This window comes from Sulfurospirillum diekertiae (genome assembly GCF_011769985.2).
GTDB classification, from domain to species: domain Bacteria; phylum Campylobacterota; class Campylobacteria; order Campylobacterales; family Sulfurospirillaceae; genus Sulfurospirillum; species Sulfurospirillum diekertiae.
The window spans coordinates 1,396,925-1,423,421 of record NZ_CP039734.2; the positions used below are offsets into that span (position 1 = coordinate 1,396,925).

Genomic DNA, 26,497 nt, shown 5'->3' on the forward strand with positions numbered 1-26,497 from the left:
TATTTAATGTGTCATAAGTAAGTTCGGGATATAATAGTTAGCATCAGTAGATAATCATACAAGGACACAAGAATGCAACAAATTTACGATTTAGTCATTATTGGTGGTGGACCTGGCGGTATTGGTGCAGCGGTTGAAGCAAAGGTGCTTGGACTGAAACATATTATGATGATTGAAAAGGGTGATAACCATTCACAAACGATCCGCAAATTTTACAAAGATAATAAACGTGTTGATAAAAACTACAAAGGTCAGGAGATCGAACTTAAAGGCTCTATTGATTTCCGTGATGGCACCAAAGAGAGCACACTGAACTACTTTGACTCACTTTTAGATACGGGCGAGATTGACTCAGCATTTAACAGCGAAGTTGAGAGCATCATCAAAGAAAATAACGAATTTCGTATCGTAACAACCAAAGCGGGATACAGAGCCAAAAATGTTATCGTCGCTATTGGCACGATGGGAAAACCCAATAAACCCGATTACACACTACCTCTCTCACTCAAAGAACGCATCAATTTCAACTTAGACAAATGTTCACAAAATGAAAAACTATTGATTGTGGGTGGTGGAAACTCTGCCATAGAGTATGCGATAGAGCTTTCCAAAACCAATAACGTTACTGTTAATTATCGTCGTGACACCTTTAGTAGGCTCAACGACATCAATCTTAAGATGATTCAAGAGTTCAATGGACAAGAGAAACTTCGTCTTCGCCTTGGTATGGATATTGTATCGGTAGAAAATGAAAATGGTCTTGTCAAAGTTAACTTTACCGATGGCTATTATACGATTTACGATCGTGTAGTGTATGCAATTGGCGGAACAACACCGGTTGATTTTCTACGAAAATGTGGGATTTCACTTGATAGCGAAGGAAAACCCGAGTTTGATGAAAATTATGAAACCAAAACCAAAGGGCTTTATTTAGCAGGTGACATCGCGGTTAAAAGTGGTGGAAGTATCGCTATTGCGCTTAACCATGCGTATTCTATTGTGTCACATATTTTAAATTCAAAATAATTAAGGCTTTTGATTAATGGCAAAAATTGCTCTCTCTTCTTCGCAGATTTTAAATATAGCACTTGGTGCAATTATCGTAGTTGGAAGTTTAGCTTCTGTAAAATATGGTAATTTTGGTGGAGTCTCTTTTGACGAGCTCGGTGAAAAATACATCAGTAAAAGCGATGTTAAATTTAGTGATCTACCGCAAGATATGCAAAAGCATTATATAGACAAAGACGCGACGATTGAGCAGGGCAAAGATGGCAATCTCTATGAAGATGTATACTTTGACGAACAAGGTAAACCCATTCCTGATTCTGAGTTAACACCTCAGGACTTTAAGCGTATGGTCAATAAATTGCAAAAAACACTCCTCTTTATTCAGCACGATAACCTTTTAATGGCCAATGAAAAAAATGAGCTTTCTAAAAAGCTCGAAGAGCAAGACAACGAACTTGAAGAGCAACGCAATCAATTAACCAATAAAAATACCGAACGCCTTAATGAAGCAGAGCAGCAACACTATCGCAACATCAGTGATTTGACGATGAAAATCAATGAGTTGCAAAAGGAAAATGTTGTCATCGCTCAAAAAGCAAACATTGAAGCCAATACCTTAAGAGGTCAAATAGAAGAACTTAAAGCTAAGGCTGTCGATGATGAAGATAAAAAACGTATTGCCATTCAAAAAGCACGCGAAGAAGAGCAAGCAAAACTAACGGATTACAAAGAAAAAATCAAATTTTTGAACGACCAGATTGCGCTTTTAAACGAGCAAATCAATACAAACAACGAAACAGCTAAAAATGCTTTTACACGTAAGCAAGATGAGATCAACAAACTTAAAGAAGAGATCGTACAAGCGGCAAAAGAGAAAAATGAACTCTTAAATAAACAAACACAATCCTTGCTCCTTTCAGACCAAAAGCATAAAGAAGAGATCGGTAAATACAACGCTACCATAGAACAACTCAAAGCGGATACTGAAAAATTGATTGCTAAAAATCGCCAAGATATGGCGCTTCAAGATGACGATCATCTCAAGAAAATGGCACTTGAAGAGGAAAAAATCAAAGGCCTGAATAATGAGATTGCCAGTTCTAAAAAACATATTGATGCACTCATCCTTGAAAACGAGAAGGATTTTAATAAATTTAAAACCTATCTTGAAGATGAGAAAAAACTCAATAAAGAGCTCTCCGCAGCCAATAAAAAACTTGAAGAAAATGCACAAAACAGTGAAAAAAATCTTAACGCATCCATTTTGAAACTTAATGAGGAAATTGCCAAAAGAGAGTCTAAGATCAAAGAGTTAGGCGATAAAATAGTAACAATGAACACAGAAAAGCTTAACGTTGAAGAAGAGGTCAAAAAACGAGTCGATGAAAACGACAAGATTCACAATAAAAACTATAAAGTATTTAATGAAAAAATTGCCAGTTTCGATAATGTTAAAAAAGAGTTAATGGCAAAATTTGACAAACAGTTAAGTGATTACAAAGCAACCGTACAAGAAAACAGTGATCGTATGCAATTTCATACCGATGAACTCACCGCGTCCCATAATGATTTAAAACTCAAATACGACGAAAAAGAGAAAGAGCTACAGGCTCTTAAAAACACAACTCATTGCCTATAAAACAGAGACACAAAAAGGCAAAGAGAGCGATGACGGAAAGATCAAAGAACTTCGCACGGCTTTAGATGAACTCAAAGCAAGTAGCAAGGCTCAAGAAAACGACTACATCGCTAAAATACAGTTACTTCAAACAGATATTAAAGAAAAAGAGACAGCGATTGTTTCCAACCGAAAAGATGAAGTTCTTAAAACTTCTGCTTTAGAAAAAGAGATTAAAAGTAAAGCACAGGAACTCCAAAAAATTCAGACAGAGAATGCACGCAATGAAGGAATGGTTCAAACATTTACATGTAAAGCTCAAAGATGCTGAAGATAACGCAACGAAGGCAACCAACAAAAAAGTCGAAGAGCTTAAAGCGCAACTTGCAACGATTGAAAAAAATCGTGTGAGTGAAGATTCAAAAATGGTTGGACTTAAAGACGAACTTCGCCGTAAAGAGATTGAGTATTTAGATGCGCTCAAAGAGAAAGATAAAGAGATTAAAGCTAAAGAAGCAACAATTCTTGCAACCAAAGAGGGAATGAAAAAAATCGAAGGCCTCAAAGCCTCAACAGATGAAAATCTAACGAAATTTAAAGAAGAGTCTAAACAAAAAGAGCTTCAACATTTAGAAGCCACCAAAGCACTTCAAAACGAGATCAAAGCTAAAGAGTCACAATTAGCAGCTTCCTCTAAAGAAGAAACCCTTAAAAGCATTGCTTTGGACAAAGAACTCAAAGCCAAAGAGGCACAACTCTTAGCCTCTAAAGATGAGATGAAAAAACTAGAAGCGCAAAGAGTTGCAACAGAAGACAAACTCGCAAAACTCAAAGAAGAGTCAAAACAACAACAGCTTCAAAACTTAGAAGCAACCAAAGCATTGCAAGCAGATCTCAAAGCCAAAGAGAGCCAAATTGCCTCATTCAATAAAGAAGAGACACTTAAAAGTATTGCTTTAGAAAAAGAGCTCAAAGCCAAAGAAGCCACGATTGTTGCCAATAAAGAAAACTACAAAAAAACAGAAACACTTAAAGCTTCACTGGAAGAGAATATAACGAAACTCAAGGAAGAGTTCAAGCAAAAAGAGCTTCAATATTTAGAGGCAGCGAAAGCACTCCAAGCCGATATCAAAGCCAAAGAGACACAATTAGGAGCTAGTAAAAAAGATGAAACCCTTAAAATCATCGCACTCGAAAAAGAGCTCAAACAAAAAGAGGGTGTTTTAGCGCAACAACAAGATGACTTTACAAAACGTATTGCCTCTAATGAGCAGACGATCAAAACGCTCAATGAAAAGATTAAATTGTTAGAAACAGCAACGCCGAAGACAGCGGTAGCTACAAAAACTTCTGCACCTACCTCTTCCAAGGGACATAAACCTATTATGGTTGACAAAGTAACTTGTACCGATATGGGAACAGGTGTCAATGCTATCTCAGAAACGTGTAAAAAAGAGGTGCAGACGTTCCTTGCCAAGTATGACAGTTCCTATTTCTTTGAAGTTGCGCCGATTGTTGATAATGGTGGTTTCGCCTCACTCAAACTGATTAAAAATAAAAAAGTGGGTGTTGAAGACACTGAAATTGATCGTATTAGTGGACTTGCCAACATTGGACTTGGAAAAGCCAGAGCAAAAGCGGGTGGAGAGCTTGTTGAAACTTATGTTGGGGAAGGGGCAAAAATTAGCTATGCACTGTCTAACATAGAGCAAGACAAAGCACGAGGCTTCCAGATAAGGGTGTATCAATAACGATGACCTTATTTCAGCCAGAACAGGGGTATCGCTACAACAGTGATACCCTTTTGCTTTATGATTTTATCGCCTCGTTCACACCAAAAGGTGAATTACTGGATGTTGGTTGCGGTTGCGGTATTTTGGGGCTTTTACTCAAACGAGATTTTCCAGCTTTACATGTAAATCTTTTAGACATTCAAGCTCAAAATTGTGAAATTTCCAAAGCCAATGCACACGCGAATAACATAGAGATCGCCAGCTTTACATGTAAAGATTTTTTAGAGGCGAAATTCGAGCATAAATTTGATATGATTGTATCTAATCCACCTTTTTACCATAAAGGCGGTGTTAAAAGTGAAAACGATGCACTCTGTCTTAGTCGTCACAGTAGTGCGCTTCCATTTACTGCATTTGCCACTAAAGTTACCAAAAGCCTTTCCAATCGTGGTTATTTTTTCTTCTGCTATGATGCCAAACAACTGGATAGTTTGATGGCAACACTGCTTGCCAATGGATTGAATGTGGAAGATATTTGTTTTGTACACCCAAAAGAAGAGAAAGAAGCTTCTTTGGTACTAATTCGTGCACGTAAAAACTCAAAAACATTGTGTAAAATTCATCCACCACTTTTTATCTATAGTGGTGAAACATTTAGTCCTCATGTACAAACTATTTTTGATCGATCTCAAACAAAGAGTGTACCATGGAAAGCATGATGAAACATGAAGGCTATCCATACGCTTTTGATCCCAAAGCGTGTCAAAGTTGCTCTGGTAAATGCTGTATTGGAGAAAGTGGATACATTTGGGTTACGCAAGAGGAGATACGTGCTATTGCTTTGAAACTTTCTTTATCAAAAGAGGAATTTATCAATAACTATTTACTAAAAATTCGCTATCGTTTCACGATTAAAGAAATCGCATACGAAGGCGGCTATGGTTGCGTCTTTTTTGATATGGAAAAAAAGATGTGTCGTATCTATGACGTACGTCCACAACAGTGTCGTACATTCCCATTTTGGGAATATTTTAAAGAAAATATTGACGAGGTAGTCACAGAATGTCCCGGTATTATTCGTTTATAATCGTCCTTTTTTTATTGGCTGGTTGCGCCACCAAAGAGGTTGTTGTTACCAAAGAGACAACAAAAAAAGTTTTTGAAGAAGAAGACAACCTTATTTTACAAGCATTAGATTATCAACAAAATGGCGATTATGTCAATGCACGCAAAATTTATCATACACTTTATGAACAGAGCCAAAAGAAAGTTTATCTTACGGAAGATGCAGGTCTTGCCTTTGTCTTAGGTGATCCTGATGCACGTGATCTTATTATGCAAGGGATTCAAAAATATCCTGAGGAAAAAAACTTTAACCGTCTGCTTGTAGGACAGCTTGTTAAAGAGAAACGCTATGAAGAAGCTGAAAAAGAGATTCTTAAACTCATTGAGTACGATAAAACAGTACAACATCTCAGTATCGCTGGCAATCTTTATTTGCAAATGAAAGAGTATGACTTAGCCCTTAAATATTTTGAAAGTGCCTACAAACAAGAGCAGTCAGAAGATCTTTTACTCAATATTGTTGAACTTCTGTACCGTTTTTTGGGGCGTAAAGATGACGCAGTCGCTTATTTGGAAACGTATGCAAATGTAGAAGGCTGCGGAGAACATACATGTTTTAAACTGATTGAGATTTATGGACGTGATCGCAATGTTCAAGGACTTATTGCTACGTATAAAAAACTGTATAAAGAACAACCAACAGATGAGATCGCCAAAAAAATCGTTGAATTAATGCTGTACACGAAAGATATCAAAGGGGCAACGCACTTCTTGGAAAAAACAGGTTTAAACCAAGACATGTTGATTCAAATTTATGCAACACAGAAAAAATTTACAGAAGCCTACGCTCTTGCTGAAAAGCTTTACGAAGAGAGCAAGAACCTTGATTATCTCGGTAAAATGGCTATTTATGAATATGAGCTCAATAAGACAAAACTGACACCTGAAATATTGCAATCCATATCCAAAAAATTTGAAGAAGTCACAGGATTGCTCAAAGATTCCGTGTATATGAATTACTATGGTTATCTATTAATTGACCATGATATTGATGTACCAAAAGGGATTCGTTTAGTACAAGATGCCCTTGCATTAGAGCCAAACTCACCTTATTATTTGGATTCTCTTGCTTGGGGGCTCTTTAAGCAAGGTAAATGCGAAGAAGCGTATGCCATCATGAAATACTTTGGTGACAATGTCATCGAAGAAGAGGTGAATGCCCATATTGAAGCCATTAAAAAATGTTTGAAAGAGAAAAAGCCACAATGATTTTAGATGAAATCATCAAACGAACCCGTGAAGATTTAGAAAAAAAGAAAAAAGAGTATACGATGGATTGGTTAGGCAGAAGTCTTGCCTTTAACCCTTTTATGCCTCGTGATGTAAAGCCTTATCTGAAATCTACGCCAGAAAATCCTTACCGCATTATTGCGGAAGTCAAAAAAGCAAGTCCAAGCAAAGGTATTATCAAAGCTGATTTCGATCCTCTTACCATTGCTAAGGCGTATGAACTCGGTGGGGCTGATGCTATCTCCGTTTTGACAGAACCTCACTATTTTCAAGGTAATTTAGAGTATTTAACCCAGATTCGACGTTATGTACCAACGCCTCTTTTACGCAAAGACTTTATTGTTGATGAATACCAAATATTAGAAGCCCTTGTTTACGGTGCTGACTTTATATTATTGATTGCAAAAGCACTGACAAAAGCTGAATTAAAGCATCTTTTAGAGTACGCATTACGACTTGGACTTGAAGTTTTAGTCGAAATCCATGATAAAGAAGATCTTATAAAAGCCATCTTTGCAGGAGCCAATATTATTGGTATCAATCACCGTAACCTTGAGACTTTCGAGATGGATATGAGTTTAACCGAAAAACTCATGCCACTGATTCCACAAGGTAAAATCATTGTTGCGGAGAGTGGATTAAACGACAAAGAGATCATTAAACATTTAAGTAAGATGGGTGCAGATGCCTTTTTGATTGGCGAATATTTTATGCGTGAGCTTGACATTCAAGCCTCTCTTGAAGCGATTAAAAAGGTCGATTGATGAACTATCTGTATGCTCCATGGCGTGATACTTATTTTAGTGATAAGCCCGAAGGATGTGTCTTTTGCAATATTAGTGCACATTCCGAAAAAGATGAAGAGTATCATGTACTCTATCGCGATAAACTCTGTTTCATTGTTATGAATCGTTACCCTTACTCACCAGGGCACTTTATGGTTATTCCCCATCAGCATACAGACGCCATTGAAGAGCTTGAGCCAGAAGTATGGTTACACATCTCTTTGATCGTGCAGCGTTGTGTACAGATGCTTAAACAGGGTCTTGGAGCACACGGTGTCAACTTAGGTATGAATCTTGGTAAAAGCGGTGGAGCAGGTATTGCTGAGCATATACATTACCATGTTATACCACGTTGGATGGGTGATACTAATTTTATAACGACAATTGCAGACACAAGAGTTTATGGAACTGATTTTGAAAAAATTTACCAACATCTTAAAGGGCTTATTCCTGAGTATATTGCATGTTAAATGATGTCGAGATTGATGCCTTTATTACCCAAAAATCCTCTTTTGATCTTTTGATTGATGCACGTAGTCCCAAAGAATTTAATGAATCACACATTCCAAATGCTCAAAATTTCTATGCGTTAAATGATGCTGAGCATCAAGAAGTGGGTACCATCTATAAACAAGTTTCTCGTAATGATGCAAAAATACTAGGAGCTCGTTATATTTGCCAAAATGTTGCACTCCACCTTCAAGAGATTTCCAAACATTACAAAATTGGTGCAAGAATTGGTATCTATTGTGCAAGAGGAGGGCTAAGATCTAGCTCTATTGCCATTATTCTCTCTCATATTGGCTACCAAGTGTATAGACTAACGGGCGGCTATAAAAACTACCGCCTGCACGTACTCACCTATCTTGAAACGATTCCGCACCACCATTTTATTTTACTTGGGGGCAATACAGGTTGCGGGAAAAGTGAGCTTTTACAAATTCTACAACCGTCCATTGATCTTGAAATGCTTGCCAATCATTTAGGTTCGAGCTTTGGTAGTATTAAAGGAGCTCAACCAAGTCAAAAAGCCTTTGAAAATATTTTATGCGAAATTTTATGTAAAATTAGTCCAAATACCTATATATTCATTGAAGCAGAGAGTAAGCGTATGGGAAAATGTACCATCCCCGCCCTGTTACATGAACGTATGCAACAAGGTTTTCGTGTCGAAATTACTGCCCCTCTTGAACAACGCGTTGAACGAATTCTCAAAGATTATGTGAGCATCACAACCGATTTTTTTAATCAAGCCATGCAAATGATTTCACCTTATATTAAGAAGAGTGTGAAAGAAGCCGCCCAAATAGCATATGAGAGCAATCATCTCGCAGAGGTAGCAAAGATACTTTTAGTAGAGTATTATGATGTAGTCTATAAAAAACCTCGTAAGGTTGATCTGGTCATAGATAATGCCGATCAAAGCCAGAGTATTCAAGCACTTCAAGCTTTACATGTAAAGCTTAGTAACGTCTAGAAATGATGCATATGATAGTGTGAGTGCTGAAAGTCTTTGTGTTTATGGGCATGAAGATGCAGTAAATTTCCCTCAATCAGTATCTTTTTATCTTTCATTAGCGCTTCAATTTCGCCATTATAAATCAATTGATGTTTATCGTTTAAAACGAGTGCTCTATCACCAAGTTCATAGGCTAAAGAGATATTATGGGTTGAAATAAGGGTTGTGATATTCATTTCTGAGAGCATATCAACAAACCATCCTGTTGTTTTTGGATCCATATTGGCAGTGGGTTCATCTAAAAGTAAAAACTGTGGCTCAAGAACCAAAATAGCGCATAACATAACTTTTTGCTTTTCACCACCACTCAGTTTAAGAGGAGAGCTTTGAAGATGGTGCGTTAAATGAAATTTTTCAGCTATCGCATGGACACGTTCGTCGACATTTTCCACATCAAACTCTCTAAGCCCAAAAGCAATCTCATCATACACTGTTGGATTAAACATCATTGTTTCTGGATTTTGGAATAAAATCCCTATCTCTTTACGAAAGGTTTTACCAACGCTTTTTTTTGTTATCAATTGATCTTTATAAAAATAGTTTCCCTTGCCAAAATAAAGTCCTGCAAGAATGCGAAGCAGCGTGCTTTTGCCACTTCCATTATTTCCTAGTAAAACAACTTTTTCACCCGCTTTAACTTCAAATGAGAGTTTATCTAAAACACATTGTGTTTCATACTGATACGCTAAATTGTCAACTTTTATCAAAAAATCCCCTTGCTTTAAGCGCCAAACTTTTTTCTTCACTATCATACAATGCCTTGGTAAAAAAATAACCAAAGACAGAGGTAATAAACTCTTTTTGAGCACGTTCACTCATTTTTTTAATCAATCTACTTTTAAGGGCTAACATGAAATTTTCATAACTCTTCTGGTAGCTGTAAATTTGTGAAAGTGAAATGCTCAAGAGAAAACTCAATGTTTTTGAAAAGGAGAGGGCAAGTGCGATATTGACATAATGGGAAAAAAGCATTGTCGTCAGGGTTAAGTCAAAAACACGTAAGTTAAACAGTAGTAAATAGTCCAACCAAGGTTTTTGCTGAACAAGGGCAATTATCAAATATCCAAGGGTAATGGCTATGTTAAAAAAAACAATCGCTTTAAAAGATTTTTTGAGCATTTTAAGCCACTGAGAACGAGCCAATAGTAACAAGATAAAAGCAAAAAAGAGTAATAGATAAGAAGAATGGCTAGCTAGAATAACAGCTAGCCCTAAAAGATAGAGTCCAAAAAGAGTTCTATCGCGCAAATTTTTTCCCGAGAAAATAGAAAATTCCAAAAATCAAAGCAACTCCCAACATCCCTGAAAGATAGTAAGCGATGACATCGTTTAACCCATCTATCGTATAATCAGGTGCTAGTGCTCTTAAGTGAAAAGCATTTTCAATCCCTCTGGGGATAAAACCTAAAACCTCTTGATAGTATTCATTGTCCCACTCAGCCCACGCAGGATTTTCACTCAATAATCCAAGAGGTATCAGTATAAATAAGATAAGTATGGGATAAAGTATCTTTTTCATGCATTCGCTCCTTTATAAATACGGTTTTTGACAATGTACCGATAGGCAATCGCTGTAAAGATACCTTCCACCACACCAAAAAAGAGTACATGAGAACCCACAACGGCAGGAAAGGTCAAAGCAAAATCAAAAGGAAAATAGAGGGGCTGACCATCGGCGCTTGCGATTAAGGGTTGGACACCAAGGAAAAGCGACAGAATAATTGATGCACAAACAATACCAACCCAACCACTTAAGAAAGAAGCAAAGGCTTTCTGTTTAAAAATATTAAAAATATAATAAGAAGAGAAAGAGGCAGCAAAAGCCATTACAAGGGCATTTGCCCCAAATGTTGTAATACCTCCATCACCAAAGACGAGTGCTTGAATCAATAAAACAAGACTGATACAGACAGATGCAACCCATGGACCGAATAAAATCGCAATGAGTGACGCACCTACAGCATGTCCACTGGTTCCGCCCGGAATAGGGATGTTAAACATCATAATAATAAAACTGAGTGCACTCAAAGAGGCTATGAGGGGAAGTGTTGTTTCATTCAGTTCTTCTTTGAGTTTTTTAAATGCGATAACCCACAGTGGAAATGCAGCAGCATACGTTGCGATACATGTGATAGGAGAGAGATAGCCATCTGGAATATGCATAATACGTGACCTCCAAAGATGTAATATTAAGATAATAATTAGGCAATATTTAAATATTACTTAATTAAATCTAGTATTATTATTACATCTTTAGTCTTAGTATTACTTGAATTAAAATGTCAATAATGTTTTTCCAGTGGCAAGTTTAACGGCCTCTTTGACGGCATTAATATAACTAAGCGTAGAAGGATTTTCATTTTTATAAGCGATGTCAAAAGCCGTTCCATGGTCTACAGATGTGCGAACAATACCTGCATTAAGGCTTACATTAATACTCTCATCAAAGTAAAGTGCTTTAAGAGGAATCAACCCTTGATCGTGGTACATACAGACAAAATAACGAAATTTTGCACGATTGACTTTTGAAAATGCCATATCAGGGACGAAAGGTCCTACAAAGACTTCACGTTCCAAAAAGTTATTTGCTTTTTCAATCGCTCGCTTAATCTCTTCATCTTCATCGCCAATCACACCGTGATCACCTGCATGAGGGTTAAGTCCTAAAACGGCGATACGATCTTCGCCAATCTCTTCATACACTTTCAGCAAAAAAGGTTTGATTTTTTTTGCTTTAATTTCATGCGGAACATCGCGCAGTGGAATGTGATGAGTGTAAAGTATGGTAAACATCTCTTCGCAACCTAACATCATAATGGCTTCACACCCCAAAAGATCGCTCAGTGCATCGGTGTGTCCCTTATACTCAAGACCTGCTAAGGCCCATGACTCTTTGTTAATAGGAAGCGTGACGATACCGCTAACTTCATTGCTTTTAGCCAGTGCAACAGCGGTAATAAACGAATCGTATGAGCTTTCACCCGCTTCAGCGCTACAAACACCCGCTTCAATCTCAAAAACCTTGCCACAATCACGTATTTCAAAGTCACTAGGGACATCTAAATCTAAAAGTGCCGCGCCCCAACCAAGCATATTTTCGTTGATACAATAAATTGGATCGCAGAGCTTTTGCACCTCTTGATGTGCGCGCAGAGCAATCTCTAAACCAATACCATTTAAATCTCCAATGCTAATCGCTATTTTTTTCATCGTATTAATCCTAACAACTCTTTAACGGCAGTCTCAAACCCTACAAAAATGGAACGTGCGATAATACTCTGCCCAATATTAAGCTCGCAAATCTCTTTGATATCTAAAATACGCTTAACATTTTGGTAGTTTAGTCCATGCCCTGCAGCTACCTTAAGCCCTAATTGCTGTGCTTGTTTTGCAGATTTTTCAAGCTCATGGGTTGCTTCAAGGAGCTTTACATGTAAAGATTCACGATCCAGTTCAAGCTCTTTGATACTGTGTCTTGAACGTGATAGATTAGAGTAGAGCATCGCATAAATATTGGCATACAATCCCGTATGTAACTCAATCCACTCAGCGTTGATCTCTTTTGAAGCTTCGATCATAGCACTATTGGGATCAATAAATAACGAAAGTTCAATATGCTCTTTTTTAAGTCTTTTTGCGATCTCTGTAATGATCTCTTTGTTTTTAACAACATCCAGTCCACCTTCTGTTGTCACTTCTTCACGCTTTTCTGGAACAAGCGTAGCTCGATGCGGATGTAATTGAAGCACTTTGTCAATAATTTCGGCATTAATAGAACACTCTAAATTGATAGGAAGTTGAGACGTTTCAATAATTTTTTTAGCATCATCGTCATTAATATGACGTCTATCTTCTCGCAAATGGATGGTAATCTGATCAGCTCCAGCACGTTTAACCAAAGAAACTGCATCAAGTGGATCAGGATCGTTAATCTTTCGTGCCTCTCTAAGCACTGCAATATGATCGATATTTACGCCTAGAAGCATTATGACATCCTTCGTTTTTAGGAATTATTATAGCCAAAATATGATTTCGAAAAAGTTTCATCATTATCTAGGTATATGGATACGTCTATTTTCCAATATCCCATATTCAAAATCTTCATGACAAGCAAAACAATTTGAAGCATTTTTTACATGTAAAGATTGATAGACTTTTTTATCAATATTTTTGTGTGCTTCTCGCCAATAGGGAACTTTACTCATGGAAATAGGACGCATCTCGCCCAGTGATTCTAAGGTTTTAAAAGCAAGTTTATGAGACGAGCTCTCTGCACTATGGCTTAAAAGATACGCTTTAATATTCATTTGCTCGCTTTGAGTAATGTTATTTTCTCTAATCTGTTCACCAAAGTGGTTTTCAAGACCATCCATAAGACGAATCCATGAGTCATGTGGTAACATAAATGGTGGATAGATCTTATGACATTTACTGCATTTTTCATAAAAAGTGCTATTTTCAGCTTTAAAATCTCGCCGCTCAAATAAGCTCTTTGTTAAAAAAGTATCCTGAGGTCGCGCAACAAAAAAGAGCGTCATCATAGATAAAATAATTGCTGAATAGGCAAAAAGATGTCGTACTATCGAAACAGCTGCATCTTGACCTTCCGCTTTTTTATACCCTGTAATCATTGCAAAAAGCATATGTGTCTTATGGTAAAACTGTTCAATTAAAACACCTACAATATGAATCATTGCCCAAGTAAAAAGGAGATAAGAAAGTATTTCATGAAACAATAGCAATGCCGAAGAAAAGCGAAAATAATGCGCATTTAAACGTGAAAAAAGACCGCTTGCTTCTTGTGTCCCTTGCAGTAAAAGTCCACTCAAAACAATCCAACTCCCCAAACCTAAAACAATCAGTGTAAACCAACTTGATGCGGCATTATGTCCTGCATGAATTTTTCGCCATCTGTTTTGCACTTTTTCAATAAAATAGCTTTGAAGCTCACTGTATTTTAATTTGAACGTTTTAAACGTTGCATAATTAGGACCAAAAAATCCCCAAATAATTCTAAAAAGCAACATGATTCCAAAAATAAAACCAAAAGCAAGATGCCATTCAAACAGAGTGCGATCGAAAGATGTCACAAAAGCAAGGAGAAAAGAAGTAGCAATAATCCAATGAATAATACGTGTACACAACGGCCAAACAAAAACTTCATCAGATCTTTTATTCATAAGTAACTTTCAGATGTTTTTGGTGTGTTGTACACCAAAAACATCATATTCAAATTTTATTTAGCAACATAGAACGCATTGTGAAGGTAGTTTGCCATCATTTTAATATCGTAGTCGTAGCCTTTTTCAGCCAGCTTCTTCATATTATGTTCCATAATATCATGCTCACTTGCTGTGGACTGTCCAAGACCACCATTTTTAATATCAAAAAGTGACATTTCAAGTTCTTGAATACTTTGCTTGGTCAGCGCAGGTGCTTTCTTCTCAGCGATACCTTCGCCTTTTGGACCATGACAATGTACGCAAGTCTCAGCATAAACTTGTGCTGGAGTATATTTATAAGTAGCAACATCCGATTTTGGTTTATCACCACACCCGCTTAAAACAACTAAGGCAACTGCTGCTAGAGAAAGTGCTAAATTCATTTTTTTCATAAGTTTTTCCTTTTTATGTATCATCAACAAAATTAGGCTCTGCCAGAGAGCATGCCATAAACTGTCATAGGTTTAAGTGCATAGACTTTAAGCAACCACCAAATCCAGCGCTCTTGTGTTGGATCAAGAGGGAAAGAAGGTGTAGGTTTTGCTGTCCAATTAAACTCAGCAAGCATAACCGTTCCAATACTCGTAATCAAAGGACAAACCGTATAACCATCGTAGGCAGCAGGAAGTTTTTCTTGTTTTTCCATAACAGCAATGAGGTTCTCTGCAACAACAGGATATTGTTTACGCGCACTACCACCTGTTTTTCCCATAGGAACAGCAGCAATATCACCAAGGGCAAAAACGTTTTTATAGGTTACATGTTGAAGGGTTTCTTTCACAACAGGAACCCAGCCTTTGCTTGAACCAATAGGCGATTTACCAACAATATCTGATGCTTTTTGTGGAGGAGTAATATGAATAAAATCGTAGTTTTTATCAACTTTTTTACTCATAGAAACCATGGTATATTCTTTAAGGTCTTCGTCATACTCACCTTTTTCAAGCCATTTTTTCTCAAATGTCGCTACTTTTTTCTCTGTATCAATCGCTACTAAATTGGTTTTAAATTCCCATTTAAAGTCTCTTGCTTTAAATTGCTCTAAAATAGCAGCGCTATATTCAGGCACACCAAACATTTTATCACCTGATGGGCAGAAGGTTAATTCTACTTTATCGCGAACACCTGCTTTTTTGAGTAAATCATGTGTGATGTACATAATTTTCTTAGGAGCTCCACCACATTTAATAGCAGTATCAGGATCGGTAAAAATTGCTTGGAGTTTTTCGGATCCCTTATGCGCTTTTGCTTTAGCAATCAGTTCTTCAATACCTTTTTGTGTATCAACAGCACCATCCGCAAAATAGATAGAGTAAACACCATCTTTTCCTACTTTATTACGAACAACGTCATTATTGGCACCAGAAGAAGTAATTTCGCCTTCTAGCCCTTTTATAGCACCAAAATTAAGCATTAATCCTGTTGCGACAACAAGATAATCGTAGCTAATTTCCGTACCATCGGCTGTTTTTACTTTATTATTTTGTGGATCAAACGTTACGACAGAGTCTTTGATCCATTTCACACCTTTAGGAATAAAATTTTCAGTTTCATAGGTAATGTCACTTTTTTTCCACACACCAGCAGCGATCAGTGTTTGCCCAGGCTGATACGAAACTGATTTTGGGTTTGGCTCAATAATTGTAATATCAGGATTAGAGAGTCTATGTGTCAATTTTGCAGCCGTTGCGACACCTGCAAGGCCACCACCCACAATGACTATCTTACCAGTAGCATTGGAATTAGAAGCATGTGCTTCTGTTGCCGTTGCAGCGCCCGCTAAGACACTCGCAGCAATTGGCGATGCTGCTAAAAGTTTCATCGCATTACGGCGAGACATCCCACCTTCATGCTTCTCAATCTCAATGAGTATTTCCTCAATGATTTTGTCTGATTTCATAGTTTGCCCATCCTTTTTGTTTGTATGTTCTCCCCATTCTACTTCCAACATTCTGAGGCTTCCCTTGGTTAAAAAAATTATACCTCATTATTTTAGTTATTTATAATATTCTAAAATTGTCGTTATAATGTTATATTATGCAACCTATTATTAAGTTTTGTTTACATAAAATCATCTATTTATTATTATTGCGAAGGTCTTTATTGAAAAAAGAATTTTTTATATTTATCCTGATTTTTATTGTCTTGTCATTGGGAATGCATATGAATCAATGGCTGACACACCCTATAGAGCATCTAATGCATCTGAGTACACAAAAGATGCCATATCATCCACTTTTGTATACGACGATTGTTTATCTCTTTTTAGGTCTTGTACGCCTTATTATCAGCGCTTTTATGAAGCTCTTTCGAAAAAAATAGGCTGAAGATGATTGGCTGTGATTTAGGTTCCAATACCTTGCGAATTGTACAAATGGATTGTCAAACAAAAGAGCGTATTCATGTTTATGAAAAAATTGTGCGCACAGGTAAAGATTTACATGTAACGGGATTGATTTGTGAATCTTCCAAACAAAATATCTTGAATGCCCTATATGAAGCCTCTCATATCTTTGATTTTAAAAATGAACGCTGTTTCTGTGTAACCACTGAAGCGATGCGCATTGCTTCGAATGCTGGGGAAATTTTAAAAGAAATCGAAACAATTTTTGGCCTTACTTTTCAGATTATAACAGGTGAAAAAGAAGCATATCTCACATCACTTGCTGTTGAAAATGCCCTCAAGCGCGAAGGGTTTAAACATCAAACCTATGCCTTATTTGACCTTGGTGGAGGTTCAACAGAATTTACCTTTTGCAAAGATGGTACAAAACAGTCACAAAGCTTTCCTTTTGGAATTATCAATGTAGCGGAGAGATATTCACTTGATCGTGAATTACATGTAACGCGTATCGTTAATTCCATTGATGATTTTATGACTCAACACGATCCAATTTCTTCCAATTTTTTACAATTAGTAACAACAGCAGGAACACCAACAACGGTTGCCGCATTTTTAAAAGGCTTGGATTATGCTCATTATGATGCGACTATTGTGAATGGAACCGTTTTACATGTAAAGGATTTTGATGAAGCATATGAGCGTTTATCTTTGATGAATGAAGAAGATGCAGAGCGTTATACAGGCACGAATCGTAGGGATTTAGTCATTGTTGGTATCTTAATTGTCAAAGCAATTATGAAAAAACTTGGCTTTGAAAGTTGCATCGTAATTGATGATGGACTCAGAGAAGGTGTCGCACTTGAGCAGTGTTACAATTTGAACAAATCATAACATATGCCCCAAAAATGAGCCTTCTTTAATCTTTATTTGCTATAATAACCCACTTTTTTTACAAGAAGTATCATCAAAAATATGAAAGGAGAGGTCATGGAGTTAAGCGGTTCCCAAATGGTCATAGAAGCACTACGTAAGGAGAATGTCAGCGTCGTCTTTGGCTATCCTGGTGGTGCTATCATGAATGTTTATGATGAAGTTTACAAACAAAACTATTTTAAACATATTTTAACACGACACGAACAAGCAGCTTTACATGCAGCAGATGGTTATGCACGCGCAACGGGTGATGTAGGCGTTGCCTTTGTTACCAGTGGTCCTGGTTTTACCAATGCTGTCACAGGTCTTGCAACAGCCTATATGGATTCTATCCCTATGGTTGTGATTAGCGGTCAAGTTCCTATTAGTATGATTGGAACCGATGCGTTTCAAGAGATTGATGCGGTAGGTATTAGTCGTCCTTGTGTCAAACATAACTACTTAGTTAAAGATGTCAAAGATTTGCCACGTATTTTAAAAGAGGCATTTTACATTGCACGAAGTGGTCGTCCTGGTCCTGTTCATGTCGATATTCCCAAAGATGTCACAGCACAAATTGGCCATTTCGCCTATCCAAGTGAAATTAAAATGCAAACCTATAAGCCAACCTACAAAGGCAATCCAAGACAGATTAAAAAAGCGATTGAAGCTATTGCTTTAGCAAAACGTCCTGTTCTTTATATTGGCGGTGGTGCGATTAACTCAAATGCAAGTGATGAAGTACGTGAATTTGCAAAAATCTGCGGCATTCCTGCGGTTGAGACGTTGATGGCGCGCGGCGTTATGGGCGATGAAAACCCATTACTACTTGGAATGCTTGGAATGCACGGCTGCTATAGCGCCAATATGGCCATGAGCGAAGCAGACCTCATGATTGCTTTTGGACCACGTTTTGATGACAGGGTTACAGGAAAACTGAGCGAATTTGCAAAACATGCTAAAATCATTCATGTTGATATCGATCCAAGTAGTATTGGAAAAATTGTTCCAATTGATTATCCCATCGTAGGTGATCTTAAAAATGTTGTAGAGGCGATGATTCCTTTAGCCAAAGAACAAATTGATGAAAACAAATATAAACCTTGGCGTGATTTGTTAAAGCGTTATGGTGAAATCCATCCATTGAAATATGAAGATTCAAATGAGATTCTTAAACCACAATGGGCGATAGAGCGCGTTGGTGAGATACTTGGTGATAAAGCCATTATCTGTACGGATGTTGGGCAGCACCAAATGTGGGCAGCACAGTTTTATCCTTTCTCTTATCCTCGTCAATGGATTACGAGTGGTGGACTCGGAACGATGGGTTATGGTCTTCCAGCAGCCATTGGTGCCAAAGTGGCGGTGCCTTCAAAAACTGTTATCAATTTTACGGGTGATGGTTCTATTTTGATGAATATTCAAGAGTTGATGACTGCCGTTGAAAATAAAGTAGCTGTGGTTAATATCATCTTAAATAATCAGTTCTTGGGAATGGTTCGTCAATGGCAAACATTCTTTTACAATAAACGCTACTCTTCAACCGATCTTTCAGTACAGCCTGACTTTGTCAAACTGGTTGAGAGCTTTGGAGGACGCGGTTTTAGAGTTAAAACCAAAGATGAGTTTGATAAAGCCCTTAAAGAGGCTGTTGAAAGTAACACTGTCTGTATGATTGACGTTCAAGTTGATCGCTTTGAGAACGTTTTACCAATGGTTCCAGCAGGTGGAACGCTTTACAATATGATGCTTGAGTATAAGGAGTAAGCGATGGAACATATCAGAAGAGTTTTATCGGTTATCGTTTTAAATGAAGACGGTGTTTTGTCACGTATATCAGGTCTTTTTGCAGGACGTGGTTACAATATTGACTCACTTACAGTTGCGCCAATACCTAAAACAAATCTATCACGGTTGACGATTGTGACCTCAGGCAGTGCTCCTGTTTTGGAGCAAATTGTAAAGCAATTGCATAAATTGATACCTACGTACAAAGTCATAGAATCAGGTCAGTTTGTTGAAAAAGAGATGGCGCTGGTCAAGATTCCTCTCAATGAAGACTTTAATGGGCTTGATGCCATGCTTAAAGCGTATAATGGAACGATTGCGAGTAGTGGTGAGGATTTTATCGTTGTCATGGTTGCAGATGATTATGATCGTATCGATAATTTTTTAAAAGCGGTTAAAAAATACAACCCAACAGACATCGTAAGAAGCGGCTCTGTCGCAATGGATATTTAATGAAACTTAGCCTTCTTGCTCAAGCAATTTCGCTTGAATTTTCAGGTATAGATAAGGAAGTTACCTCTTTTGCAACACTCAAGGAGGCAACTTCCTCTCAAATTACTTTCTTTGACAATCCAAAACTTTTAACTGACTTGCAAAATACAAAAGCAGGCGTTGTGATTCTTTCCTCAGCGTATCAAGCATATCTACCCAAAACATCTCAAGCGCTTATCAGTGACAATCCCCATTTAAGTATGGCGTATGCAAGTATATATTTTGCTAAAAAAGCCTTTGATACCTCTTCACCTGCCCATATTTCAGAAAAATGTTTCATTAGTCCAAATGTGGTTATTGGTAGCAATAGTGTGGTTGAGGAAGACACAGAGATTATGCCGAACGTCACCATTGGTGCCAATGTTAAAATTGGTAAAAACGTTAAAATTTTCCCTAATGTTGTTGTGTATGATGATTCAATCATCCAAGATAACTGTATTATTCAAGCAGGGGCGATTATAGGAAGCGATGGTTTTGGCTATGCTCATACAAAAATGGGTGAGCATATTAAAATCTATCATAGTGGCAATGTTATCCTTGAAGAAGATGTTGAAGTGGGATCAAATACAACAATTGATCGTGCTGTTTTTGGATCAACGATTATTCAAAAAGGAACAAAAATAGATAATCTGGTTCAGATTGGACATAATTGTGAAATAGGGCAAGCCTGTATTTTAGTGGCTCAAACAGGTATTTCAGGCTCGACAAAATTGGGACGTAATGTCATTATGGGTGGACAAAGTGCCACAGCTGGACATTTGGAGATTGGTGATTTTGCAACCATCGCAGCACGTGGTGGTGTTTCAAAGTCGATTGAAGGCGGTAAAATTTACGGCGGTTTTCCACTCACATTACAAAATGAGTGGTTGAAAACGCAAGCAAAACTCGCAAAATTTTTTAAAAAGAATTAAAAGGATTACGTCATGGGCGGAAAAAACACGATACTTACTAAATTTCCCTTAGCAGGAACAAAAAATGGAATGATTTCAGTCTCACATTTGGAAGAGCCATATGGAAATGGATCATTCCCTGTTGTAAGTATTGGTATTGCACTGAAAAAAAGTGGGGAAGAACCTGATTGGAAAGCACATATTCCTTATGAGAATCTTGATGAACTTATTAGTGCTCTTCAAGATGCAAAAGCACGTTTTGGAACAGAGACAAAATAATATTTAAGAGTTTTACATGTAAAGCTTTTACATGTAAAACTCATTCTCTCCTAAAGTGTATCAATATACTCTTCGATAGCCACAGCAACGCGTTTTGAAAAGGCAACTGCTTCAACAACCGTTCTAGCTCCTGTGACCACATCACCTGAAGCAAAAACGCCTTCCATAGTAGTCCGCCCACACTCATCCGTCACAACCAAACCTTTACCATCGACTTCAATCTGTTTCGCAGTTTGAACAATGTTATCTTTAGGATTTTGACTAATAGCCACTAAAATAGAATCTGCTTCAAGTAAACCTTCTTCGCCACTTGCATCCGTGCTACTGTAAATAACACCTTTTTCACTAATTTCAATAGGCTGTTTGTAAAGCTCAAACTTAACACCATCAATTTTGGCACATTCAACTTCATGGTGCGATGCGGGAATATCTTCCATACCTTTACGGTACATAATGATCACTTCACGAGCACCGTGTCTGACCGCCGTTCTAGCAACATCCATAGCAACATTTCCCGCACCTAAAACCACAACGGTTTCTCCTAAACGATATACCGAAGGATTTTTGAGATAGTCAATAGCAAAATGGACATGACCTAAACTTTCACCTTTAATACCAAGTTTTTTAGGAGACCAAACCCCTGTACCAATAAAAACAGCTTTAAATTCATCTCTAAAAAGATCACCAATGGTAATGTTTTTACCCACCGTTATATTAGGGCGAATTGTAACATCCAATTGGCGTAATTTCGTTTCAATCGTGTCTAAGATATCTTTATTGAGCCTAAAATCAGGAATACCGTAGCGTAATACTCCACCAATTTTATCGTGAGCATCGTACATTGTAATTTCATAGCCTTTAGCACCTAAAATAACGGCTAAAGAGATTCCCGCAGGACCACTTCCAATAATCGCCACTTTTTTACCATTTTTTACAGGTTTTTCAAACTGAAGATCGTTTATGTAAAGATCAGAAATATAATTTTCAATACTTCCAACACTGACTGCCGTTCCTTTTTTATTGAGAATACAGTGACCTTCACAATGTTTTTCATGTGGACAAACCATAGAACAGATAACAGAAAGAGGATTATTGTCAAAAAGCATTTTTCCTGCTTTTTTAATTTCTCCTGCTAAAAAAAGACGAATCATTTCTGGAATGGGTGTGCCAACAGGACATCCCGTACGACACGATGGTTTTTTACAGCCCAAGCATGTTTTCGCAAGTGTGATGACATATTTATTCATGTCTAACCTTTATAAGAGTGTGTATGTAAAAATAATGTCGGAATTGTACCAAAACCATATTAATATTGAAGAATATTTTTGAAAGAAGAGGGCACTTTTTAAAAAGTGCCCTTCAATAAGAGTTATTTGTAGTTTTCAACAAACGCTTTAATACGTCCTATACCATCTTGAATCGTGGTATCGTCGGTTGCAAAAGAGAGTCTAAAATAACCATCTGATCCAAAACCAAGACCTGGAACCACGGCAACACCTTTTTCTTCTAAGAGTTTTGCACAAAACTTCATTGAATCATTTTCAACAGCTTTGGTATTGACATAAAGGTAAAAAGCACCTTCTGGTTTCATGACTGAAATACCTTTAATATTGTTCAGTAAATCATATGCCATATTTCTACGCCTCTCAAAAGCTGCACGCATATTTTCAATATCATCATCTACAAGGCCATTAAGCGCTGGAATGGCTGCTTTTTGCGTAATAGAATTGATATTAGAGGTACTTTGACCTTGAAGATCAACAATCGCATCTACAATCTCTTTAATAGGGCAGGCTAAATAGCCAAATCGCCATCCTGTCATCGAGACAGATTTACTCAAACCGTTGACAGTAATAGTTCGGTTGAACATATCTTCACTAATCGATGCAACAGAGGTGAATTTCAAATGATCAAATAAAATTTTCTCATACATCTCATCCGAAACCACTAAAACATTGGTTCCCTTAAGAACTTCAGCTAAACCTTCAAGTTCGACTTTTGAATAAACAGCTCCCGTTGGATTGGATGGCGTATTGAACAAAAGCACTTTTGTTTTAGGTGTAATGGCAGATTTCAGTTGTGCTGGTGTTATTTTAAAGCCAGTTGCTTCATCTGTCTCTATAAACACAGGTGTACCACCAGAGTATTTCACAATTTCAGGATAGGTTACCCAATAAGGTGAAGGAATAATCACTTCATCACCCTCATTAAGAATCGCCTGAAAAATGTTAAACAATGAGTGTTTTGCACCAACGTTGACTACAATTTGAGAAGGCTTGTAATCGAGGTTATTTTCACGCTTAAGTTTGCCAGCAATTGCTTTAAGCACTTCGGGCGTACCTGCTACTGCAGTATATTTTGAAAAACCATTTTGAATGGCTTCAATCGCGGCATCTTTGACACGTTGTGGTATGTCAAAATCTGGTTCACCAGCCGAAAAGCTAAGAATATCTCTTCCTTGAGCTTTAAGATCTCTTGCTAAAGCCGTAATAGCCAAAGTTAAAGAGGGTGATAAGACTTGGATTCTTTTTGATAGCATGAAACATTCCTCTATAAAAATATCGTGCAGATTATAGCGAAAATTCAACCGTTTTCTGAAGTTTTCTTTTAATTTTTTAAATAAATTTATCCTAACCAAGGAGCTTCACGGTAAACGATTTTAAAGAGAGGATTTTTCAAGGTATTTTCAAGAATGTAAGCAAATTCTAAAATACCACGGTACCCCACATAATTTTTTTCTTTTGCCTTCTCTATATTGAGAAAGGGGATTTTTGTTTGAACTGCGGCATAGACATTATCACTGTTTGTAATCAAAAGATCAATCTTCTCTTCTTCAATAATATCCATTTGCTCATTTTCTGGCTCATACATAAACATTCCTTTGCCAAGTAGAAGACGAATCGCTTGTTCTTTATCATCCTCTGTTATATTTTCAATAGACGTTGCGACCACATGCATATCTAGCTCTCGTAAAAGAGGAATATACGCCCACGATAGCGTTCCTTGAAGATTAATAAGAACTTTTTTTGCATACAAGCTATCTTTGAAAAGCTCTAATTGCTCTGCCAATTTTTTTTCTTCAAAAGCAATGACCTTTTGTGTATTGCGACTCAATTTTCCATCATTAAAAACTTCAGCAATCGTACGTAAAGCATCGGATGTGGCATATTTTCCAAAAAAAGAAACCTGAACCCAAGGAATGTCCCATATTTCTTCCATTTTTCGTGCCATGGTTGCGAGTGGTTTGGCAGAAATTACAATATTGAGTTTGGCTTTATGTGCGGACAAGATAGGTTCAATAGAATTGCCCCTGCCAAAGGTAGCAAGAACCCGTAAACCTATACTCTCAATCAAATCACAATAAATTTTCATCTCTTCAGAACTGGCATCACAGCTGATTAAATTTACATCATACGCTGTTTCTTTTGCAAGCTCTTTAAGCCCTATAAGATGTTCGCAAAGTGTCATACTTGCAATGCGCGCCCCAAAATTACTCGCACCCAAAAAACCAGCGGCTAAGATGGGGACAATAAGAATACCATGTTCTTGCTGCTTCTGTTGTGCAATGGCATCTACATCTTCACCAATGAGCGAAGTAACACACGTTATATAGATAAAAACAACTTTGGGTTGGCAAAGAGTGACAATGTGATCCAGTTGTAGCTTCAGTTTTGAAGCGCCACCAAAGATAATATCATTGAGGTCTAGGTTACTGCAAAAATAGTTTGAATGTTGTGGTTGGGAAGATTTTTCAATGGATGTGGTTGTAAAGCACGTCGAAGATGAATAGATCAGATGCGCACAATCTTCATATGAACTTAAAAACTTAAAGGCTCCCTCTAAAGCACAATCACTAATCGATGATCCAGGATGAAGTCTTTCACAAATATTTTTTTTCTCTTTATCGCCGCTATGCGAACATGAAGACTCATTATAAAGCTCCTTAATTGAAAAAAAACGTGACATCAGATTTCCTTTAATCGTTCATTACTCCAGATATTCTTGCATGCAAATTTCATATTTTTGAATTTTATAGCCTATTTGGCGATTGGTTATGCCCAATTTCTTGGCTGCTTTTATTTTAATGCCTCTTGATTCTCGTAACACTCTTATAATGGCTTGTCGCTCCAAATCTTCCAAATCTGCCTTAGTTTCAACTTCTTTAGTAGGAATTTTTGTCTTTGCTGGAAGTACGGAAAAAATTACTTGAGCGTTTACATGTAAAGAGGGAGCAAGAAGAACAATACGTTCCATACTGTTTTCCAACTCTCTAATATTACCAGGCCATGTGTACTCTTTGAGCATCATTTGGGCATCAGGCAACAAGGTACGCTCTTTGCCATGACGTCTGCAAAAACGCTCCAAAAAATAGCATGCAAGCAAGATGATATCATCACCTCGATCACGCAAAGGAGGGGAGTGAATGGGAATGACATTGAGCCTGTAGAAAAGGTCTTCTCTAAAGCTTCCTTGGCGTACCATCTCTTTAATATCACGATTTGTGGCCGCCACAATGCGCACGTCAACTTTAATCGTCTTTGTTCCACCAAGTCTTTCAAACTCTTGCTCTTGCAGGACTCTCAGCAGTTTTGCTTGGAGACTTAGACTTAGATCGCCAACCTCATCCAAAAAAAGTGTTCCTTCATGTGCCAGTTCAAAACGACCTTTACGCATCTCTTTGGCATCCGTAAAGGCGCCTCGTTCATGCCCAAAAAGTTCTGTCTCCAAAAGATTTTCAGGAATGGCAGCACAATTGAGTTTGATATAAGGCTTCTCTTTACGATGACTGTAATTATGAATGGCTTTTGCGATAAGCTCTTTGCCCGTTCCCGTCTCACCGCTGATAAAAATCGTTGAATTGGTACACGCTACTTTGCCAATAATCTCTAAAACATCTTGAATTACAGGACTGTAACCTATGATTTCGTTCTGCTTTAATATCTCCTCTTTGTAGTAGAGTTTTTCTTCTTTAAGACGCTTTTTTTCATCATTGATTGTTTGGTAGATTTGTTGTGATTGCGCCATGAGCGAAGCGGTAATGGTTAAGATTGTCACCATCTCTTCAATATTGCAAAGCGACTTTTGAGTTAAACTCACACCTAAAACACCAAAAAGTTTATTTTGAGAAAGGGCTGGTATGGCAAGATAAGAAATCTCACTCTTTTTTAAACTGCAGCTTTTATTGAGAAAGAGAATATTTTGATGGATATTTTCAATCACAACAGGCTCTAAAAATTGTGCACATAATCCCGTTGCACCTTCGCCCACTTTATAGGTAGCTAAGACTTCTTGCCGTTTACTTAGCCCTGCCGAACTTAACACTTCAAGTTCATTACTTTCATCATTAAGCGCATAATAAATACTTTTATCCATATAAAAATGCCTCTTAAGAAGGCTGAGCGTCTTTTCAAATGCTATTTCTATGCCAAGTTCACTCCCTTTTAAAGCGAGTGCAATTTCATATAAAACTCTGAGCTCTTGATAGCGTGGGCAATCTTGGATAGGGCTGATGCAAATCGTATCCACTGTGTATCTCCTCAGATGGGATGAAT

At 37.4% G+C, this 26,497-nt stretch carries 28 protein-coding genes; 15 read left to right on the forward strand and 13 right to left on the reverse strand.

Features of this window, described 5'->3' with window-relative positions; translation table 11 throughout:
• The first annotated feature begins 72 nt into the window (after positions 1-72).
• The 9 genes from FA584_RS07200 to mnmH all read left to right on the forward strand — a co-directional run bounded on the left by FA584_RS07200 (position 73) and on the right by mnmH (position 8,976).
• Positions 73-1,026, forward strand: coding sequence for an NAD(P)-binding domain-containing protein (locus FA584_RS07200; protein WP_167749001.1), 954 nt, complete (start codon positions 73-75; stop codon positions 1,024-1,026).
• A gap of 16 nt (positions 1,027-1,042) precedes the next feature.
• Positions 1,043-2,647 carry a coiled-coil domain-containing protein gene (locus FA584_RS07205; protein ID WP_167749002.1) on the forward strand — a complete coding sequence of 535 codons (1,605 nt, stop codon included), beginning with the start codon at positions 1,043-1,045 and terminating at the stop codon, positions 2,645-2,647.
• A 263-nt stretch (positions 2,648-2,910) separates the two neighbouring features.
• On the forward strand, positions 2,911-4,377 hold the full coding sequence (locus FA584_RS07210; RefSeq protein WP_167749003.1) for a coiled-coil domain-containing protein: 1,467 nt from the start codon (positions 2,911-2,913) through the stop codon (positions 4,375-4,377).
• 2 nt (positions 4,378-4,379) lie between these two features.
• Complete coding sequence (locus FA584_RS07215; RefSeq protein ID WP_096046674.1) at positions 4,380-5,078, forward strand: tRNA1(Val) (adenine(37)-N6)-methyltransferase; 699 nt, start codon at positions 4,380-4,382, stop codon at positions 5,076-5,078.
• Positions 5,066-5,446 (forward strand): YkgJ family cysteine cluster protein, encoded by a 381-nt coding sequence (locus FA584_RS07220; protein WP_096046675.1) that lies wholly within the window; start codon positions 5,066-5,068, stop codon positions 5,444-5,446. Before FA584_RS07215 ends, FA584_RS07220 begins: the two co-directional genes overlap by 13 nt.
• On the forward strand, positions 5,422-6,693 hold the full coding sequence (locus FA584_RS07225) for a tetratricopeptide repeat protein (protein WP_167749004.1): 1,272 nt from the start codon (positions 5,422-5,424) through the stop codon (positions 6,691-6,693). The genes FA584_RS07220 and FA584_RS07225 overlap by 25 nt, the downstream gene beginning before the upstream one ends.
• Positions 6,690-7,478 (forward strand): indole-3-glycerol phosphate synthase TrpC, encoded by a 789-nt coding sequence (gene trpC, locus FA584_RS07230; RefSeq protein WP_167750602.1) that lies wholly within the window; start codon positions 6,690-6,692, stop codon positions 7,476-7,478. Before FA584_RS07225 ends, trpC begins: the two co-directional genes overlap by 4 nt.
• On the forward strand, positions 7,478-7,969 hold the full coding sequence (locus FA584_RS07235; RefSeq protein ID WP_167749005.1) for an HIT family protein: 492 nt from the start codon (positions 7,478-7,480) through the stop codon (positions 7,967-7,969). Before trpC ends, FA584_RS07235 begins: the two co-directional genes overlap by 1 nt.
• Positions 7,963-8,976 carry a tRNA 2-selenouridine(34) synthase MnmH gene (gene mnmH, locus FA584_RS07240; protein WP_167749006.1) on the forward strand — a complete coding sequence of 338 codons (1,014 nt, stop codon included), beginning with the start codon at positions 7,963-7,965 and terminating at the stop codon, positions 8,974-8,976. The genes FA584_RS07235 and mnmH overlap by 7 nt, the downstream gene beginning before the upstream one ends.
• Here mnmH and FA584_RS07245 read toward each other — a convergent pair.
• From FA584_RS07245 to FA584_RS07285, 9 genes are all read right to left on the reverse strand, one after another.
• Positions 8,973-9,725, reverse strand: a complete 753-nt coding sequence (locus FA584_RS07245) for an energy-coupling factor ABC transporter ATP-binding protein (protein WP_167749007.1) — start codon at positions 9,723-9,725, stop codon at positions 8,973-8,975. The two genes, mnmH and FA584_RS07245, sit on opposite strands and share 4 nt — an antisense overlap.
• Positions 9,712-10,266, reverse strand: coding sequence for a hypothetical protein (locus FA584_RS07250; protein ID WP_167749008.1), 555 nt, complete (start codon positions 10,264-10,266; stop codon positions 9,712-9,714). The genes FA584_RS07245 and FA584_RS07250 overlap by 14 nt, the downstream gene beginning before the upstream one ends.
• Positions 10,256-10,537 carry a PDGLE domain-containing protein gene (locus tag FA584_RS07255; RefSeq protein ID WP_167749009.1) on the reverse strand — a complete coding sequence of 94 codons (282 nt, stop codon included), beginning with the start codon at positions 10,535-10,537 and terminating at the stop codon, positions 10,256-10,258. The genes FA584_RS07250 and FA584_RS07255 overlap by 11 nt, the downstream gene beginning before the upstream one ends.
• Positions 10,534-11,181: a cobalt transporter CbiM gene (gene cbiM, locus FA584_RS07260; RefSeq protein ID WP_167749010.1), complete on the reverse strand. Its 648-nt coding sequence runs from the start codon at positions 11,179-11,181 to the stop codon at positions 10,534-10,536. The genes FA584_RS07255 and cbiM overlap by 4 nt, the downstream gene beginning before the upstream one ends.
• Positions 11,182-11,292: 111 nt before the next feature.
• A complete protein-coding gene (gene pdxA / locus FA584_RS07265; RefSeq protein WP_087438691.1) occupies positions 11,293-12,228 on the reverse strand; it encodes a 4-hydroxythreonine-4-phosphate dehydrogenase in 936 nt (311 codons plus the stop codon).
• Positions 12,225-13,004, reverse strand: a complete 780-nt coding sequence (locus FA584_RS07270) for a pyridoxine 5'-phosphate synthase (protein WP_167749011.1) — start codon at positions 13,002-13,004, stop codon at positions 12,225-12,227. The genes pdxA and FA584_RS07270 overlap by 4 nt, the downstream gene beginning before the upstream one ends.
• 63 nt (positions 13,005-13,067) lie before the next feature.
• On the reverse strand, positions 13,068-14,198 hold the full coding sequence (locus tag FA584_RS07275) for a cytochrome b/b6 domain-containing protein (protein WP_167749012.1): 1,131 nt from the start codon (positions 14,196-14,198) through the stop codon (positions 13,068-13,070).
• A 56-nt stretch (positions 14,199-14,254) separates the two neighbouring features.
• Positions 14,255-14,632 (reverse strand): c-type cytochrome, encoded by a 378-nt coding sequence (locus tag FA584_RS07280; RefSeq protein ID WP_161492017.1) that lies wholly within the window; start codon positions 14,630-14,632, stop codon positions 14,255-14,257.
• A 32-nt stretch (positions 14,633-14,664) separates the two neighbouring features.
• Positions 14,665-16,140, reverse strand: coding sequence for an NAD(P)/FAD-dependent oxidoreductase (locus FA584_RS07285; protein ID WP_167749013.1), 1,476 nt, complete (start codon positions 16,138-16,140; stop codon positions 14,665-14,667).
• 263 nt (positions 16,141-16,403) lie between these two features.
• Here FA584_RS07285 and FA584_RS07290 point away from each other — a divergent pair, with 263 nt between their 5' ends.
• The 6 genes from FA584_RS07290 to FA584_RS07315 all read left to right on the forward strand — a co-directional run bounded on the left by FA584_RS07290 (position 16,404) and on the right by FA584_RS07315 (position 20,945).
• Entirely contained in the window at positions 16,404-16,562 is a 159-nt protein-coding gene (locus FA584_RS07290) for a hypothetical protein (RefSeq protein WP_191342036.1), read from the forward strand.
• Positions 16,563-16,569: 7 nt separating this feature from the next.
• On the forward strand, positions 16,570-17,475 hold the full coding sequence (locus FA584_RS07295) for a Ppx/GppA phosphatase family protein (RefSeq protein WP_167749014.1): 906 nt from the start codon (positions 16,570-16,572) through the stop codon (positions 17,473-17,475).
• Positions 17,476-17,571: 96 nt separating this feature from the next.
• Positions 17,572-19,263: an acetolactate synthase large subunit gene (locus FA584_RS07300; RefSeq protein WP_087438697.1), complete on the forward strand. Its 1,692-nt coding sequence runs from the start codon at positions 17,572-17,574 to the stop codon at positions 19,261-19,263.
• Positions 19,264-19,275: 12 nt separating this feature from the next.
• A complete protein-coding gene (gene ilvN / locus FA584_RS07305) occupies positions 19,276-19,737 on the forward strand; it encodes an acetolactate synthase small subunit (protein ID WP_087439863.1) in 462 nt (153 codons plus the stop codon).
• Positions 19,737-20,687 carry a UDP-3-O-(3-hydroxymyristoyl)glucosamine N-acyltransferase gene (gene lpxD / locus FA584_RS07310; protein ID WP_167749015.1) on the forward strand — a complete coding sequence of 317 codons (951 nt, stop codon included), beginning with the start codon at positions 19,737-19,739 and terminating at the stop codon, positions 20,685-20,687. The genes ilvN and lpxD overlap by 1 nt, the downstream gene beginning before the upstream one ends.
• A 12-nt stretch (positions 20,688-20,699) precedes the next feature.
• Positions 20,700-20,945 (forward strand): hypothetical protein, encoded by a 246-nt coding sequence (locus tag FA584_RS07315; RefSeq protein ID WP_087438699.1) that lies wholly within the window; start codon positions 20,700-20,702, stop codon positions 20,943-20,945.
• 50 nt (positions 20,946-20,995) lie between these two features.
• Here FA584_RS07315 and FA584_RS07320 read toward each other — a convergent pair whose 3' ends face one another.
• The 4 genes from FA584_RS07320 to FA584_RS07335 form a co-directional block, all read right to left on the reverse strand.
• On the reverse strand, positions 20,996-22,192 hold the full coding sequence (locus FA584_RS07320) for an NAD(P)-dependent oxidoreductase (protein WP_167749016.1): 1,197 nt from the start codon (positions 22,190-22,192) through the stop codon (positions 20,996-20,998).
• A gap of 122 nt (positions 22,193-22,314) precedes the next feature.
• A complete protein-coding gene (locus tag FA584_RS07325) occupies positions 22,315-23,484 on the reverse strand; it encodes a pyridoxal phosphate-dependent aminotransferase (RefSeq protein WP_087438701.1) in 1,170 nt (389 codons plus the stop codon).
• A gap of 86 nt (positions 23,485-23,570) precedes the next feature.
• Positions 23,571-24,911 (reverse strand): nitrogenase component 1, encoded by a 1,341-nt coding sequence (locus FA584_RS07330; protein WP_167749017.1) that lies wholly within the window; start codon positions 24,909-24,911, stop codon positions 23,571-23,573.
• Between the two features lie 21 nt (positions 24,912-24,932).
• Positions 24,933-26,471, reverse strand: a complete 1,539-nt coding sequence (locus FA584_RS07335) for a sigma-54-dependent Fis family transcriptional regulator (RefSeq protein ID WP_087438703.1) — start codon at positions 26,469-26,471, stop codon at positions 24,933-24,935.
• Between the last annotated feature and the right edge of the window lie 26 nt (positions 26,472-26,497).